We start from the raw sequence: 15,219 nt of genomic DNA on the forward strand, positions 1-15,219 counted from the left end.
AAACTAAAGTTCTAATCTGCCTATTTGGCCATATTTCCGCCCCCAGCACACATTTAACGCCAGTTTTGAGTGTGCAAACAAATGGCGCATGGAGCGGGTGACGCAGGGGAAACAACCCTCCGGACCCAGGGAACGGAAATTTAGCCAGATGGGGCAAAGTTATATGCAGATCCAGCAAAGAGTTCGTGCTTTCGCACGTGGGGGAAGGTTGACCAAATGGAAAGGAAGAGTGGCAAGTGTCGCCCCTTCCGTTTTTTTGTGCTCAGCTTCGGTTTTGGCAATTTCAACAGGATCTGTTTTTGGTGAGGTCGTTGATGGGGCGCGGACCGCTTCTCTGATCAGTAGTGTTGACGAAGATCATACCATTACGGCGACCGGGTCGATTAACGTAAACCCGTTGCCGGGACGGGGCCTGGTTCAAGTTAATGTGGCGGACTATTCCAGTACGCTGACAAATGACGGGCGGCTGACAGCGCCCGAAGGCATACAGAGAACCCGAGCCGCGATTGACATCAACGGCGATTTGTCCGGTGCCGTCGTGAATTCCGGTACGATTTCGATGGGAGCGGCGTTTGGCGACAGTGCAGTGTTGCACGGTATTGATGTGTCGGGGAATGTGACAGGTGCCATTCAGAATACTGGCACCATCGATATCGCAAATTCGGCCCTGACCTTTGGCACCGCTGCGGGTATTAACGTTAACCAAGTCGATGGCACGTTGGCCAACAGCGGAACGATCAGTGTTGGTGCTGATCTCAGCTCCCGCGTGTTTGCTTCTGGGGTAGTTGCACAGACCGTGAATGGGACCTTCCGCAACAGTGGCGGCATTTCTGTCGACGCCGTCAGTTCCGGCGGGAATGTGTTTGCGGATGGCATTGAACTGACAACCGTCGTTGGGGCAGTTGAGAATTCAGGACCCGTTACGGCTTTTGCAACTGCCAGAACAACTGCCAGCGTCGATGGCATTGGCATCGGCGACTTGTCCGGTGATTTGAACAATACCGGTGTCATTTCCGTAACTGGGAACGGGGGAGCCAATGCAAATGGGGATGCAATTGAGATTTCCACCGTTTCCGGAAATTTGCACAACAGCGGTGCCCTGACCGTTTCAATGACCGCTGGCATCACCGGTGCGGCAAATTTTGATGCTATTGAAGTTTCCAATCTTACCGGCAGCCTGACCAATTCCGGTTCCATCGATGGGCAGGCTATCGGCGGCTCAGCTGGCGCGGACGGCATTGACATTGGCGGTCTTAGCTCAGCCGCCCGTTTCGACAATTCGGGTCTCGTGACGATCCGCGCGATAGCGCTGGGTTCGGGTGCTGTTGCGGACGGGCTGGATTTTGCAGATGTAGATGGCAGCGTCACGAACAGTGGGCAACTCATCGTTACCTCAAACGGTGATCGCGCACGGTCCCGGGGGATCCAAGCGGAGGATCTGGCAGGTACGCTCGACAATAGTGGCCAGATATTTGTGGATGCGCGCGCTGGGAACCAACAGGCCTTCGCATATGGAATCGAGGTTGGAGATATTTCCGGTCAACTTGCCAATGCCGGGCCTCTGATCGCGGCTGCAACCGGTTCGGGTACGGTAACCGCAACCGGTATACTCGCCGAGACTGTTACAGGCACGTTGACGAACAATGGGCCTATTTTGGCAACGGGTCGGGGAAGAACCGCCAATGCCATTGGAATTGAAGCCGGGCATATTGTTGGCACTCTGAACAACACAAACTCCATTATTGCCACAGCGATTGGCACGGGTACCGGTGACGCCTCGGGTATTTCAACAAATACAGTGGATGGCACGCTTTCGAACTCGGGCAATGTGACCGTTCAGATTGATGCCTCAAGCCATGCCTCGGCGTATGGTATGAGCTTGGGCCAGATCAACGGCGCGATGAACAACTCGGGCGCGATTACCGTCGATGTGATCAATGGTTCGAGTGTCGAAGCAATCGGTATCCGGTCTTCTACCGTGGCGGGTACATTCTCCAACAGCGGTCAAATCTCGGTCGCCGCGCAGGGTTCTTACGTTTCGGCTGGAGGAATACGGATTGGCAATGTTGTTGGCGATGCCGACTTCAACAACACAGGTACAATTTCCGTCAAGGCCCAAAGCAATGGCTCAAGCGCATATGCGTATGGCATTTCAGCAGGCACGATTGAGGGCACGCTGAGCAACAGCGGGAACCTGACTATAGTAGCGGACGGTGGTACCGCCTTAGCCATGGGGATCAGGCTGGGCGGCACTAGCGGACAGGTTGTCAACTCAGGCATCGTCCTGGCGAAAGCAGCCGGCACGCAATCGGTATATGCAAGGGGGTTTGAAACCGACACCATTTCCGACAGCATTTCTAACTCGGGCACTATTGCTGCAACGGCAGTTGGTCGCGGTGCCAGCGAGGTATTCGCAACGGGGGCTTCTGCATCACTGTTGGAGTTGGGAGGCTCGATTTCGAATTCAGGGAAAATCGTGGTTGCGGCCCAAGGTGATAACGGAACCTTCGTGAGTGCAAACGGGGTCAGCGCGAACATATTGGCCGATGGTCATATTTCCAACAGCGGCGAACTCACGGTAACAGCGGAAAGCACGCAAGGCGGTTCCGTCGAGGCTGTTGGCGTAGGCCTTGGATTTCTGTTTGATTCTAACGGCTTATCGAATTCCGGTTCTGTTAACGTTTCGGCCAAAGGGGATGGAGTTTTTAATGCGGAAGCTTCTGGCGTCCGTATCATCAGCTTCCTGGGTGAGCTTCATAACTCGGGTCGTATCGGTGTTTCGCTCGACCTGAACGATGGCGTAAGCGGCTCTGCTGTTGGAACGTCGATAAACTCAATCGACACCAGCGGTATACTAAAAAACAGTGGAACCATCGCGGTTGATGCAAAGGCCAGAAACACAGCTGAACTTATTGCGTCCGGAATTTTGATCGATGGGGGCATCTCCGGGGTTCTTGACAATTCAGGAGCCATAGCTGTGGCTGCGGGCGGATCCGATCAGGTGCGTGCATATGGCGTCAAAGCGCGCGCGCTGAACGATAACGGTACTTTGTCGCATAGCGGGTCGATTTCGGTGACTGCCAATGGGGGAGATGTTGAAGCCTACGGATTGTATGTCGGTACCGCAGAGGGAACGATCAATGTCACGGGCGACATCGCAGTGAAGTCCGCCGGCAAGGGTTACGCCATTTACTTGGGTGATGGTGGGGGCACACTAAATCTGGAATCCACGGCAAACATCGATGGGTTGATGCGGGTGAGTGACCACGATGTGAACCTGACCCATGTCGGAGGCAAAGTGATCTACCGTTTCCGGGACGACGATACGTCAAACGGGGTGTTTACAACCTCGGTGTCCTCACCGTCCCAGGGATGGTTTGTTGACGACGAAGGTGGCGTGGCGCCTGTCTATGCTTCTATCGATGCGCGCGAGTTTCAGCCCAATACCAACCAGGCTTTCGAGGTTGCTGGGCTGTCCTACGTCCTTACAGGTCAGTTGGACAAAGCAGACAGCACCGATGTCAGCCGGGACAGAGTTGTCCTCAGCACGAGCGGAAGCGGTGCAATCGAAGGATTTAGACCGTATTTCCTCGTCAGCGGCAGCAGAAGCGACGGTACCTCGAACGGCAGCTCTTCGGCACTTTCATCAGATATGTGGAGCGCCAGCGCTGGTTTGACCCGAGATCTTGGAGCCGGGCTGCGATACGGGTTCGGGGCCAGCTATTTCAAGAATGACGGAACCTTTGGCGCGACGTCTTTCGATACGTCCGGCGTGTTTGTCAGCGGGATCGTTGCGCAAAACTTCGGAGTTGCTGATGTGAGTTTCGGGTTGGGTTATGGCGATTTGGATCACAACGAAACCCGCGTCAGTGGAAACACAAGGTCGGCTGCTGACTACTCGAGCGATATGATCACAGCTTTCGTTGCTGCTGAACGTGATTTTGTGTTGGAGCATGGCGCGGTCCTGACACCCAGAGCCAGTTTTCTATATGGCGAGCAGAATTTGGATGCTTACACCGAGATGGGCAGCAGCGCCAATGCGACTGTGGGCGCAAGAGACATCACGTTCAATGAAACCCGCATCGGGGCTGCCTATACAGCATCATTGGGAGAAGGAAACCTATCTGCATCATTGGCAGCGGTTCACCGTGACGCAGATGCGCCATCGATCATAGATGTGGCAGTCTTCGGCAATACGCTTGCACTGGCCTCGGGCGGTAGTGGAACCGATACTTTCGGTGAAGTCGGTCTGAGCTATGAGAGAGCCTTTGTGCACGGTGGAAACCTGCGCTTGGAGGCAAGATCAACCCTAGTCGCTGATGTGTCTACGCAAGCTTTGTGGGCATCCTATGAATGGAGCTTCTGAACCGGGAATGCGTCAGCGTTTTTGTTAGCCAAAGCAGAAAACGCGTATTGGCCACGCCGACCTTCTCATGCGTGGCCCTGAGATAACAACTCATCAACCTACTATCTCTGTGGACCACCTTTAGCCGCTCACGAGGGTGGTCCACAGATTTTTATTGAGATTTCATTGATTGGAACAGAAGTGAGACCGTTATCAGCACCGTCAGTTTGAGAGGCAGCAGGTCAATTCAAAACAACAGCTGACGAAATCTGACCCAGTCTTGATTGCTGGATCAGACGTGTGGCGAGCTAAGCTTTGCATTGCATGGATTTTCACCACACCGGTCATTCAGTGGCGCCGACTATTGTAAAACTTGCCTGCCTCTGTGCCTATCTGCCCCGACAATGTCCCCTCGCTCGCAGAGGATCGACCGCACGAAAGGTATTGGGGCTGCATTGTGCGAAGTCTTTTTCATGTTGACCTTCCAGCGCAGGAATCGGGCATATGAGCTACCTGAATCGAGAAACAAGGATAACCGATCAGGATGGCAGGCATGAAACCGAACGAGGATAGAAATGGTATATCGCGACGCGAAGTGATAGCCGCGTTCGCTGCAACGACGCTTTTTCCCGCACCGGCCGTTTTGGCCCAACCCGCAGCAATCGAAGGTACGCGCCGAAACGTATCGTCGTTCCGCGTTGCCAAATGGCAGGACCATTTTGATACACTCAGGAACGGTGTGATCCTCTCTGATACACAGTCAAAAGTGCTGCAATATTGGTCGGAGGACGAAAGCGTCTATCGTATGTTTCCCACCAGCGTTCCGCTCACGGAAGATCTTACAAGGCTGGGCTACACTACAATTACTCGCAAGGTCGAAGGGCCATCTTGGCGACCGACACCGGCAATGAAAAAGCGCAATCCGGCGTGGCCTGACTATGTAGGCCCGGGCCCCGAGAATCCTCTGGGGACACATGCGCTATACTTAAGCTGGCAGTACTATCGTATCCACGGCACCAACGACACCCGCAAGATCGGGAGACGATCCTCCAACGGCTGTATTGGCTTGTACAACGAGCAGATTGCGGAACTGTTCAAATTGGCGGCAGTGGGCACGCAGGTAAAACTGATCTGACCTCGTCCAGGTCGATTTCACCGGGCGTGCAAAACTGTCCGATAACTGACAATCAAGTGAAATACAGAGATGGATAAACTTACACTCTTGATCGGCGGCGTAGCGGTCGCAGGTGCCGCCGTACTAGTCTACAATCTCAATCAGCAACCAACTGGCCACTCGATGGCGCCACCTGAAACGGTGACGCTGGAGCCGGGAGAACCAATCCAAAACGTCAATCTACCGGAGCAGTTGAGCGAGTTTGCGGCAGTCGGAAAGGTGGCATTCGACGCTAAATGTGTGGCCTGCCATGGTGTGAATGCAACTGGTCTGGAAGGGCTTGCGCCGCCATTGGTGCATAAGATCTATGAACCAAGCCACCATTCGGACGAGTCATTTTATATCGCAGTCCAGAATGGAGTTCGGGCACACCATTGGAGGTTTGGAAATATGCCGCCGGTCGATGGCTTGACCCGTGCCGATGTGAAAGGCATCGTTGCGTACATCAGAGAGTTGCAGCAGGAAAACGGGATTTTCTGAAAGTGACGAGCCGGATTGGCAGTGCAATTCGTTACATGATCCTGTCAATGGTGCTGACCATTGGCGGATTACTTGTGACTGCCGCCTCTGCTCATGCGCATGGTAGCAGCTCGCAACATGTTGTTGACCATACGGATACTGCGGATGTGGAGCATGTCAAACAAGGTCATCCGGAGCAATGTCATGGCGGATCGATTTGCAACGCTGTTGGGCTATTTTCGATAGGTCCGCCGCTGCCTGCCCCCAAAGACACGGAACAAAGATACTCGATACCACGCGCCCAATACCGGGTTCTCGGTATCACAGCATTTGACCCGCCGCCGCCGCGCGTCCTGATCTGATCAGTCGAATTGCGCTCAGTACGAGCGCGTCGAAGCAGACGATAAGGACAAAGCAATGAACATTCTAAAAATGACCACAGGCGTCGCCCTGGTTTCTCTGTTTGCTGCAGCCGCTCTGGCTCATGGTGGTGCAACCGGCATCGTCAAAGAGCGCATGGACGGTATGTCCGCGATGAAGGACAGTATGAAAGTCCTCACGCCGATGATGCAGGGGAAAACGCCGTACAACGCGCAAACGGTGCGAAGCGAAGCGAAAAAAATAGGGCTCCATGCCGGTGAGAGCATGACTAAGCTGTTTCCAGAGGGAACTGATGGCAAACCCTCGGAGGCAAAACCGGAAATCTGGCAGGACTGGGGTTCCTTTGCAGAATTGGCCAGACAGTTGGAAACTTACTCTGAAGGTCTCGTGCTTGCGGCGGACAACGGGTTGATGGCGTCCGGATCGGGCAAGGATTCCGGTATGATGGGCAATGCAACCATGATGGGTGCTGGTTCTATGACGGGTGCCGACATGATGGGCGGGGGCCCGGATCAGGCACAACTTTCTGAAATGCCAGCAGATGGCGTGTTCATGATGCTGAGCCAGACCTGCTCGGCATGCCACACGCGATTTCGGTCGGAATAGGAATGCGTCATGAGTCCGCTAGTCCGATTGGGCCTTGCTGCTGCCGTCATGGCGTCAGCGGGACTTGTTGCAATAATGGCTTGGCCGATTGGCCGGCCACTACAATCTATTCACATCGAGGGTGACGTTAACCGTGGGGCATATCTGGCTAGGGCAAGTGGCTGTATCGCCTGCCACACAGATTTTGCCAAAGGGGGTGCGCCGCTGGCCGGCGGGGTAGAGTTAGATACACCGTTCGGCACGCTCTATTCTCCGAATCTGACCACCGATCCTGATCACGGGATCGGTGGTTGGACCGTCGAGGAGTTTGCCCGTGCCGTACGACAGGGTGTGTCGCCCGACGGACAACCCTACTACCCGGCATTTCCTTATCCGTTCTATGCCAACTTCACGGATCAGGACATCGCCGATCTATGGGCTGCCTGGCAAACGGTTCCACCGGTCGCGGAACCGTCAAAAGAGCAGGATATGGCGTTCCCCTTCGATCAGCGTTGGGGCCTGAAACTGTGGCGCGCAGCTTTTCTGGAACCGCCCCGCACCGATCCTGTGCCGAGTAAGGATGATGTTTGGAACCGGGGCCGGTTACTGGTCGAAGGCGCCACGCATTGTGCGGCCTGCCACACCGGGAGGAACTTGGTTGGCGCGAGAAAATCAGACACCGAACACTTCAAGGGAAGTGACTCTCTGCCGGGCGGTGACAAGGCGCCAGCCATCGACTTTGAGACGCTGCAACAGCGTGGCTGGACGGTTGATGATTTGGTCTATGCCTTGCGCACAGGTGTCATGCCTGATGGCGATGTATTCGGGGGCGCAATGGGAGAGGTCGTGAACTATGGCACCAGCTTTCTGACAGAGGATGACCGCAAGGCGATGGCGATCTATCTGCTGGATGTGCACGACGGCGGATAATCCAATGAGAGATCAAGTATTCTTGGGAAGGAAGTCATCATGACGCTCAATCGCAGGCAATTCGTTGCAGGTACATCGGCACTGCTCGCGGTGCCTGCTATCGGGAGAGCGGCTACGCCTCCTAAAACAATTGAGGCGCGTTCAGGGTTGGCGCGTATAGCGCCCGACAGCTATCCGGAAACCGAGATTTGGGGATATGACGGCGGTGTTCCGGGCCCCGAAATTCGTGCCCGTCAGGGCGAAACGGTTCGCCGGACTCTCCTGAACTCGCTCCCCCAACCGACGGCTATTCACTGGCATGGATTGCGGGTTCCAAACAACATGGACGGGGTGCCGGGTCTCACACAGGAGGCAGTGCAAAAGGGCGATAAATTTCAGTATGATTTGCCGCTCAAGGATGCGGGAACCTTTTGGTACCACTCTCATAACCAGTCGACGGAACAAGTCGCCCGGGGCCTTTACGGCGCGTTCATCGTTGATGAAACGAACCCGCCGGACAGGGATCATGACATTACGGTTCTGCTGGATGACTGGCGGTTGGGGCAGGATGCCCAAATTGTCGATGATTTTGGCTCAATACATGATTGGACGCATGCAGGTCGAATGGGGAATTACGTTCACGCGCATGTATCGCCCATAACCGAAGTTTTAACGAACCAGCGATTGCGGCTTCGCTTGGTCAATGTCGCGACTGATCGGATCATGTATGTCTCAGTTCGTGGCGCAAACGGAAAACTGATCGCTTATGACGGCATGCCAGTAACGCAGCCAGAGGATTTTGAAACCCTTGTTTTCGGGCCTGCGCAACGAGTGGATCTAGTTGTAGATGTCACATCTGACGTGGGTGAAGCCGTTCAAATCATTCTTCACGAACGTGATGAAGCATTTGTCATTGCTGAGCTTCCGGTTTCGAGGCGCGGTACAACTGTCGCCCGCGGCACGATAGAGGCTCTGCCACCCAATCCCGTTTCTGTGCTCAAGGATGTTTCGGACGCTCTGACCGTTCCTTTGGTAATGGAAGGAGGAGCAATGGGTGGGCTGCGCCAAGGCTCGTACAAAGGACAGGTCATGAGCACTGATGAATTGGTTCGGGAGGGTCAGATCTGGACTTTCAACGGTATTGCTGGTTTGCCAAAGAACCCGTTGGCCTCTGTCTCTCGTGGTGACGTCGTTCGTATACAGATCAAAAACGACACCGTCTTTCCCCACGCCATGCACCTGCATGGGACGCACTTTCAGGAAGTTCTGGCGGACGGGAGTCTTGGGCCGCTGAGGGACACAATCCTGGTCGACCGGATCGAAACACGGGAAATCGCGTTCGTTGCGGATAACCCGGGGGATTGGCTGTTTCATTGCCACATGCTGTCGCATCAGGCCGCTGGTATGAAGACTTGGTTGAGCGTGGTGTGATGAATAAAAGCGTTGCGAAATGGGTGTCACTGGCTGCGGTAGTGATCATTGTCACTGTCACAGGCTGGGGTCTTAGCGGGCGTGCGCAGAACAGCTCATCCCTGGATACGGCACGCGGTGCAGATTTGTACGCGGAAAACTGCGCGTCATGCCATGGGGCGAATCTGGAGGGTCAGCCGGATTGGCAGACACCTGATCCTGATGGCGTCTTGCGGGCACCCCCACATGACCGAACAGGCCACACATGGCATCACGGCGACAAGCTGTTGTTCGACTATACAAAGCTTGGTGGGGAACAGACTTTGAAACAGATGGGTGTCACCAACGTCAAAAGTGGCATGCCAGGTTTCGGGGACAACCTGTCGGATCAGGACATCTGGGACATCCTTGCATTTATCAAGGACAGTTGGCCGGATCGGGAGCGTAAGCTGCAAGAGCAGCGCACTGAGGCAGAACAAGTGGACGGAAACTGATGTGATGAGATTACGCACAGGTCAAATCGCGGCAGTCATGTTGATCGGTGTTCGTGTGGCGAGCGCCGAAGGTGAAATGACCCGTCTCATCGAGTTTGTTAGAGACTTAAGATAGAGCCAATGGGGCAGGATTATGCGCGCCTCAACTTATCATGCGACCATAGCTTCGCCTCCTCAGGATACTCAGGGTCGTCAAAGTGGTTCGTACATCTGTTCCGTTGTTCTGGCTAAGTAATCCAGCACAGGAAGGTCAGCTTATGACGAATGGATCACCAAAAAATTAGTTGGAAAGAAAATCACCCACATCCCTTGACCTTCCACTTGCTGGAACCCTTATGTTGCACGTCAGCAGACTTCTTGTGGTGACAAAATGACTGAAAATTCACATGCGCGGTTTCAGGTTCAGTGGATGAGCTGTGCGTCCTGCGTAGGGCGGGTCGAGCGCGCGCTGAAAGCTGTTCCAGGTGTTGATGCCGCTTCGGTTAATCTTGCCAGCGAAAGTGTTCAGGTCGATTTTCGCGATCCAGCTGATAAAGCGGCGATTGCAGATGCGCTAAGCAGCGCCGGATACCCGGCCCTGACCAAAGAGGTCACGCTTGATATTCAAAACATGTCCTGCGCATCGTGCGTAGGGCGCGTTGAGCGAGCCTTGGAAGCTGATGATGGCGTGTTGTCTGCGTCAGTCAATCTGGCCACCGAAAGTGCCACGGTGCGCTATGCTGAGGGTGTCACCACGCCCGAAGCCATCGCGGCGCTTGCCGCAACTGCAGGTTATCCGGCAACCCTGCGATCCGCTTCGCAAACTGAACCACAAGACCGCAAAGCAGCAGAGATCCTCCAGTTGGCCCGGCGAACGGGCTTTGCTGCCTTGCTCGCTTTGCCGGTGTTCATCCTTGAAATGGGTTCGCATGTTGTTCCGGGCATGCACCATCTGATAGCGAGTACGATCGGCATCCAGAACAGCTATTATATTCAGTTCCTTCTGACCACGATCGTTCTTTTTGGGCCAGGTTTGCAGTTCTATACCAAGGGTTTCCCGTCCTTGTTCAAAGGCGCGCCGGACATGAACTCTCTGGTGGCGCTGGGCACCTCAGCGGCCTATGGCTTCTCGCTTATCTCGACCTTTGCGCCCGGTATCCTGCCTGCGGGAACTGCAAACGTCTACTACGAGGCTGCCGCGGTGATCGTGGTTCTGATTTTGCTGGGGCGTTTCCTTGAGGCTCGCGCTAAGGGCAGAACTGGTGAAGCAATTCGCAAACTGGTTGGTTTACAGGCAAAAACAGCGCGCGTTGAACGCGACGGGTCGGTTGTTGAGCTTCCGATTGAGCAGATCGCTGTAGGGGATCTTGTTCATGTTCGACCGGGCGAAAAGATCGCGGTGGATGGTGCCGTAGTGACTGGCGCGTCATATGTCGATGAAAGCATGATTACTGGTGAGCCGGTTCCAGTCGAAAAGACCGAAGGCGCTACTGTGGTTGGAGGGACCGTAAATGGCACTGGTGCGTTGACCTACCAGGCCAAAAAGATCGGTGCCGATACTATGTTGGCCCAGATAATCCAGATGGTCGAACAAGCCCAGGGGGCCAAACTGCCGATTCAAGGCCTGGTCGACCGCATCACGCTATGGTTTGTGCCGGTAGTGATCACTGTGGCCGTGATGACGGTTCTGGTTTGGCTGTTGTTCGGACCCGATCCAGCGCTCAGCCTGGCGTTAGTGGCCGGGGTTGCGGTGCTGATCATAGCATGCCCCTGCGCCATGGGGTTGGCTACTCCAACCTCGATCATGGTTGGCACCGGACGCGCTGCCGAGATGGGTGTCCTGTTCCGTAAGGGCGACGCCTTGCAAATGCTGCAGGAAACAACCGTTGTGGCGGTGGACAAGACGGGCACCCTGACCAAAGGGCGTCCGGAACTGACCGACCTGATAGTGGCCGAAGAAATGACCGAAGATCAGGTTCTGCGCCTTGTTGCTGCAGTTGAGTTCACATCTGAACATCCTATCGCCACGGCTATCGTGCGCGCGGCTGAAACCCGAGGGCTGAATCTTCCGCAGCCTGAAGACTTCACTTCGATCACTGGCTACGGCGTGCGTGCTGAAGTTGAAGGCCATACAATCCTGATCGGGGCTGACCGACTGATGGTCCGCGAAGGCGTTGAAATAGGCGCGTTGTCTGATCAGGGCGCTGAACTGGCAGTCAACGGAAAGACTCCGCTTTACGCTGCCATAGATGGGGTCATCGCGGCCGTTATCGCTGTGGCTGACCCGATCAAAACCACCACGCCTGCCGCAATTGAAGCTTTGCACGAACTGGGGCTGAAAGTTGCGATGATTACCGGTGACAATACCGCTACTGCCAAATCTATCGCGGCGCAACTGGGTATTGATCATGTTGTGGCCGAGGTTTTGCCCGAGGGTAAAGTGTCCGCGTTGGAAGATTTGCGTTTGAATGGTGGAAAACTGGCCTTTGTAGGTGACGGCATTAATGATGCACCTGCTTTGGCGGCGGCTGATGTGGGTATTGCAATCGGCACAGGCACGGACATCGCGATCGAAGCAGCCGATGTCGTTTTGATGTCAGGCGATCTGACCGGCGTGGTCAACGCCTTCAATATCAGCCAGCGAACTATGCGCAACATCCGCCAGAACCTGTTCTGGGCGTTCAGTTACAACACGCTACTCATACCGGTTGCGGCGGGGGTACTGTACCCGTTTGGCGGCCCGTTGCTCTCGCCGGTATTGGCCGCAGGTGCCATGGCGTTGTCCAGCGTATTCGTTCTGACCAACGCGCTACGGTTGCGTTGGGTTAAATCAAACAAGGTTGTGCAGGATCAGACAGCGGAAAATGCCAAACGGACGCTGCGTTCAGTGCCTGCTGAATAGTACAGGAGAACTGCTATGAATATTGGAGATGTAGCAGAACGTTCGGGTCTGCCAGCTAAAACGATCCGCTATTACGAAGATATCGGATTCATCAAGCCAAAGCGCAGTTTGAATGGGTATCGCCATTTCGATGAAAAGGAACTGCACAAACTGGCCTTCATCGGAAGAGCCCGTTCTTTGGGCTTCACCATTGAGGATTGTCGCTCGTTACTGGCGCTATACGAGGACAAAGAACGCGCCAGCGCTGATGTGAAAGAAATCGCCAAACAGAATCTCAAAGAGATAGACGATAAGATTGTCGATCTGAAAGCCATGCACGACACGCTGTCTCATCTCATCGACGAATGTGCTGGCGACCACCGCCCCGACTGTCCAATCCTCAAAAATCTTGGTCAGATATAGATCGCGGAGATCGATTGTGACGGGGCGCAAGCACCCAAAGAAATCTATGACTAAGTTTATCGGCTTAAGGCAGTGACTGGCTTCGGCGACGACGCCAATAGTATTGGCGAAGCTCGCTGTGCCTGAATGCCTAGAAAGGGCTACACGCCGACCCTCAAAAAGGTGGCGCATTGAAAAGTGACCAATCCAGCGTAACCCGCGCGGATGTTGCCTCCCAGTTCGGCTATGTCTGCCCGTTGCACCCGACACCTGTAACCGAAGCCGAAGGACGCGCGCATCAGATTCACCGTGCGCATCATGGTCACACGACCGAGACCGGAGAGGTTCGCTCGGACTTTAGGCTCTGTTGATGAACCTGTGCCACAATCTAAGAACGCAGTTCAAATTGACAATTAGAATGCCGATTGCGGTTCCGTAACGCCTGAGATGTGAGGCGCTGTAGGTGCTGCTTCTTGCCAATCACCCTGAGGCTGGCCGCTTAGATAGCGTTGCGGCGGGGACTATTTGCACAAAACGCGCCGTTTTCCGCAACAAGTAGGATACAGTGGCTATACAAACCGAACTCTACCCGATAGAGGGCGGTCCTTAATCTCGGATGATGCGCTGATTGCAATGCTGCTCAGTCGCACAGCCTGCCTTACACAGAGAATCTCAGCCGTGAAAAAAACCATCGCAGACGCGCTTGCCCGTAAGGGCTATGAGGCTTTGACACCAGTTCAGCAAGCGGTCACTCAGCCAGAACTGGAAGGCCGGGATCTGTTGGTGTCTGCGCAAACGGGGTCGGGGAAAACCATCGGCTTTGGATTGGCGATAGCCCCCACCTTGCTGGGAGACGATGACACATTAGGTGCTTCCGGTGCGCCATTGGCTCTGGTTATCGCACCGACCCGGGAACTGGCGATGCAGGTGAAGCGTGAGCTTGGGTGGCTTTATGCCGATGCGGGCGCGTTTCTGGCGTCTTGCGTGGGTGGCATGGATATGCGCGATGAACGTCGTGCTTTGGCACGCGGTTCGCATATTGTCGTCGCTACTCCTGGTCGGTTGCGCGATCATATCATGCGAGGATCCATTGATCTGACCCAAGTGCGCGCGGTGGTTTTGGACGAAGCTGATGAAATGCTGGACCTGGGCTTTCGTGAGGATCTGGAATTCATACTGGATGAAACTCCGTCAGGCCGTCAGACATTGTTGTTTTCTGCCACGGTTCCTGGCGCGATCGCCAAGCTTGCCCAAAGCTATCAGCGCGATGCGGAACGCGTCTCGACGGTAAGCGAGCAGACCCAGCATGCCGATATCGACTACCGCGCCATGATGGTGGCCGCGCGCGATGGTGAAAACGCGATCATCAATGTCCTTCGCTATTACGAAGCGCCCAACGCTATCGTGTTTTGTAACACCCGTGCGATGGTCTCGCGATTGACGACGCGACTGTCGAACCGTGGTTTTTCGGTCGTAGCGCTATCAGGCGAGCTCACTCAAAGCGAACGTTCCAATGCATTGCAGGCGATGCGTGATGGGCGTGCCCGGGTATGTGTCGCAACCGACGTTGCTGCCCGCGGCATTGATTTGCCCAATCTCGATCTGGTGGTGCATGCCGAATTGCCCAACAGTCACGAAACCCTTTTGCACCGTTCCGGCCGCACAGGTCGGGCAGGGCGAAAAGGTGTCAGTGCTTTGGTCGTCGTTCCGTCTTCCCGAAAGAAGGCGGAGCGCATTTTGAAGTTCGCCAAGCTAAGCGCCGATTGGGTATCTGCGCCTTCTGCCGATGATGTAAACGAACGCGATCAAGTGCGTATGCTGTCGGCCGAAGATTGGCAGACCGACATTACTGAGAGTGAGAGCGCGACGGTCGACCAACTGGTTGAAAAATTCACACCTCAGCAAATCGCAGCAGCCTATCTGCGCCAGTACAAGAAGCGGTATTCTGCCCCGGAAGAGCTGGGTGCTGTACAGATTGAAAAGCCAAAACCTCGGGCAGAGTTTGGCCCAAGCGTATGGTTCTCGCTGTCGGAAGGGCGAAATCAAAGCGCATCCCCACGTCATTTGCTGCCGATGGTCTGCAAGGCGGGCAAGATTACAAAAGACGATATCGGCGCGATACGTATCGCGGATGATTTGTCTTATGTCGAAATCCGTGAAGCTGCGGTTGAGGGTTTTCTGACGGCTATAGGCCCAGATA

12 protein-coding genes are annotated in these 15,219 nt (G+C 54.8%); all 12 read left to right on the plus strand.

The features are described 5' to 3' along the window. The first annotated feature begins 229 nt into the window (after nt 1-229). A complete protein-coding gene (locus tag E1297_RS46000; RefSeq protein WP_155150434.1) occupies nt 230-4,366 on the plus strand; it encodes an S-layer family protein in 4,137 nt (1,378 codons plus the stop codon). Nucleotides 4,367-4,898: 532 nt separating this feature from the next. Beyond that, nucleotides 4,899-5,480, plus strand: a complete 582-nt coding sequence (locus E1297_RS46005) for a L,D-transpeptidase (protein ID WP_209016395.1) — start codon at nt 4,899-4,901, stop codon at nt 5,478-5,480. Nucleotides 5,481-5,549: 69 nt separating this feature from the next. Continuing rightward, complete coding sequence (locus E1297_RS46010; protein ID WP_155150441.1) at nt 5,550-5,999, plus strand: cytochrome c; 450 nt, start codon at nt 5,550-5,552, stop codon at nt 5,997-5,999. Between the two features lie 2 nt (nt 6,000-6,001). Then, nucleotides 6,002-6,340 (plus strand): hypothetical protein, encoded by a 339-nt coding sequence (locus E1297_RS46015; RefSeq protein ID WP_155150444.1) that lies wholly within the window; start codon nt 6,002-6,004, stop codon nt 6,338-6,340. 55 nt (nt 6,341-6,395) lie between these two features. Next, nucleotides 6,396-6,965, plus strand: a complete 570-nt coding sequence (locus tag E1297_RS46020; RefSeq protein ID WP_155150446.1) for a cytochrome c — start codon at nt 6,396-6,398, stop codon at nt 6,963-6,965. A gap of 9 nt (nt 6,966-6,974) precedes the next feature. Further along, the gene (locus E1297_RS46025; protein WP_155150449.1) at nt 6,975-7,874 is read left to right on the plus strand and encodes a cytochrome c; all 900 of its coding nucleotides are present in this window, start codon (nt 6,975-6,977) and stop codon (nt 7,872-7,874) included. Nucleotides 7,875-7,913: 39 nt separating this feature from the next. Then, on the plus strand, nt 7,914-9,284 hold the full coding sequence (locus tag E1297_RS46030) for a multicopper oxidase family protein (protein ID WP_155150453.1): 1,371 nt from the start codon (nt 7,914-7,916) through the stop codon (nt 9,282-9,284). Beyond that, nucleotides 9,284-9,757 (plus strand): c-type cytochrome, encoded by a 474-nt coding sequence (locus E1297_RS46035; RefSeq protein ID WP_155150456.1) that lies wholly within the window; start codon nt 9,284-9,286, stop codon nt 9,755-9,757. Before E1297_RS46030 ends, E1297_RS46035 begins: the two co-directional genes overlap by 1 nt. Nucleotides 9,758-10,127: 370 nt before the next feature. Next, on the plus strand, nt 10,128-12,638 hold the full coding sequence (locus E1297_RS46040; RefSeq protein ID WP_155150459.1) for a heavy metal translocating P-type ATPase: 2,511 nt from the start codon (nt 10,128-10,130) through the stop codon (nt 12,636-12,638). Between the two features lie 15 nt (nt 12,639-12,653). Beyond that, nucleotides 12,654-13,040, plus strand: a complete 387-nt coding sequence (cueR, locus tag E1297_RS46045) for a Cu(I)-responsive transcriptional regulator (RefSeq protein WP_155150461.1) — start codon at nt 12,654-12,656, stop codon at nt 13,038-13,040. A gap of 170 nt (nt 13,041-13,210) precedes the next feature. Beyond that, nucleotides 13,211-13,390 carry a hypothetical protein gene (locus tag E1297_RS46050; protein WP_155150464.1) on the plus strand — a complete coding sequence of 60 codons (180 nt, stop codon included), beginning with the start codon at nt 13,211-13,213 and terminating at the stop codon, nt 13,388-13,390. A 262-nt stretch (nt 13,391-13,652) separates the two neighbouring features. Then, the coding region (locus E1297_RS46055; protein WP_155150603.1) for a DEAD/DEAH box helicase at nt 13,653-15,219 on the plus strand (1,567 nt) is incomplete at its 3' end.

It is taken from the genome of Roseibium sp. RKSG952 (genome assembly GCF_009711355.1).

Excerpts from the sequence above, each read along its gene's own strand:
- E1297_RS46010 (WP_155150441.1), top strand. The coding sequence starts at position 5,550 with ATGGATAAACTTACACTCTTGATCGGCGGCGTAGCGGTCGCAGGTGCC.
- E1297_RS46030 (WP_155150453.1), top strand. The coding sequence starts at position 7,914 with ATGACGCTCAATCGCAGGCAATTCGTTGCAGGTACATCGGCACTGCTC.
- E1297_RS46035 (WP_155150456.1), top strand. The coding sequence starts at position 9,284 with ATGAATAAAAGCGTTGCGAAATGGGTGTCACTGGCTGCGGTAGTGATC.
- cueR (WP_155150461.1), top strand. The coding sequence starts at position 12,654 with ATGAATATTGGAGATGTAGCAGAACGTTCGGGTCTGCCAGCTAAAACG.
- E1297_RS46025 (WP_155150449.1), top strand. The coding sequence starts at position 6,975 with ATGAGTCCGCTAGTCCGATTGGGCCTTGCTGCTGCCGTCATGGCGTCA.
- E1297_RS46040 (WP_155150459.1), top strand. The coding sequence starts at position 10,128 with ATGACTGAAAATTCACATGCGCGGTTTCAGGTTCAGTGGATGAGCTGT.
- E1297_RS46020 (WP_155150446.1), top strand. The coding sequence starts at position 6,396 with ATGAACATTCTAAAAATGACCACAGGCGTCGCCCTGGTTTCTCTGTTT.
- E1297_RS46005 (WP_209016395.1), top strand. The coding sequence starts at position 4,899 with ATGAAACCGAACGAGGATAGAAATGGTATATCGCGACGCGAAGTGATA.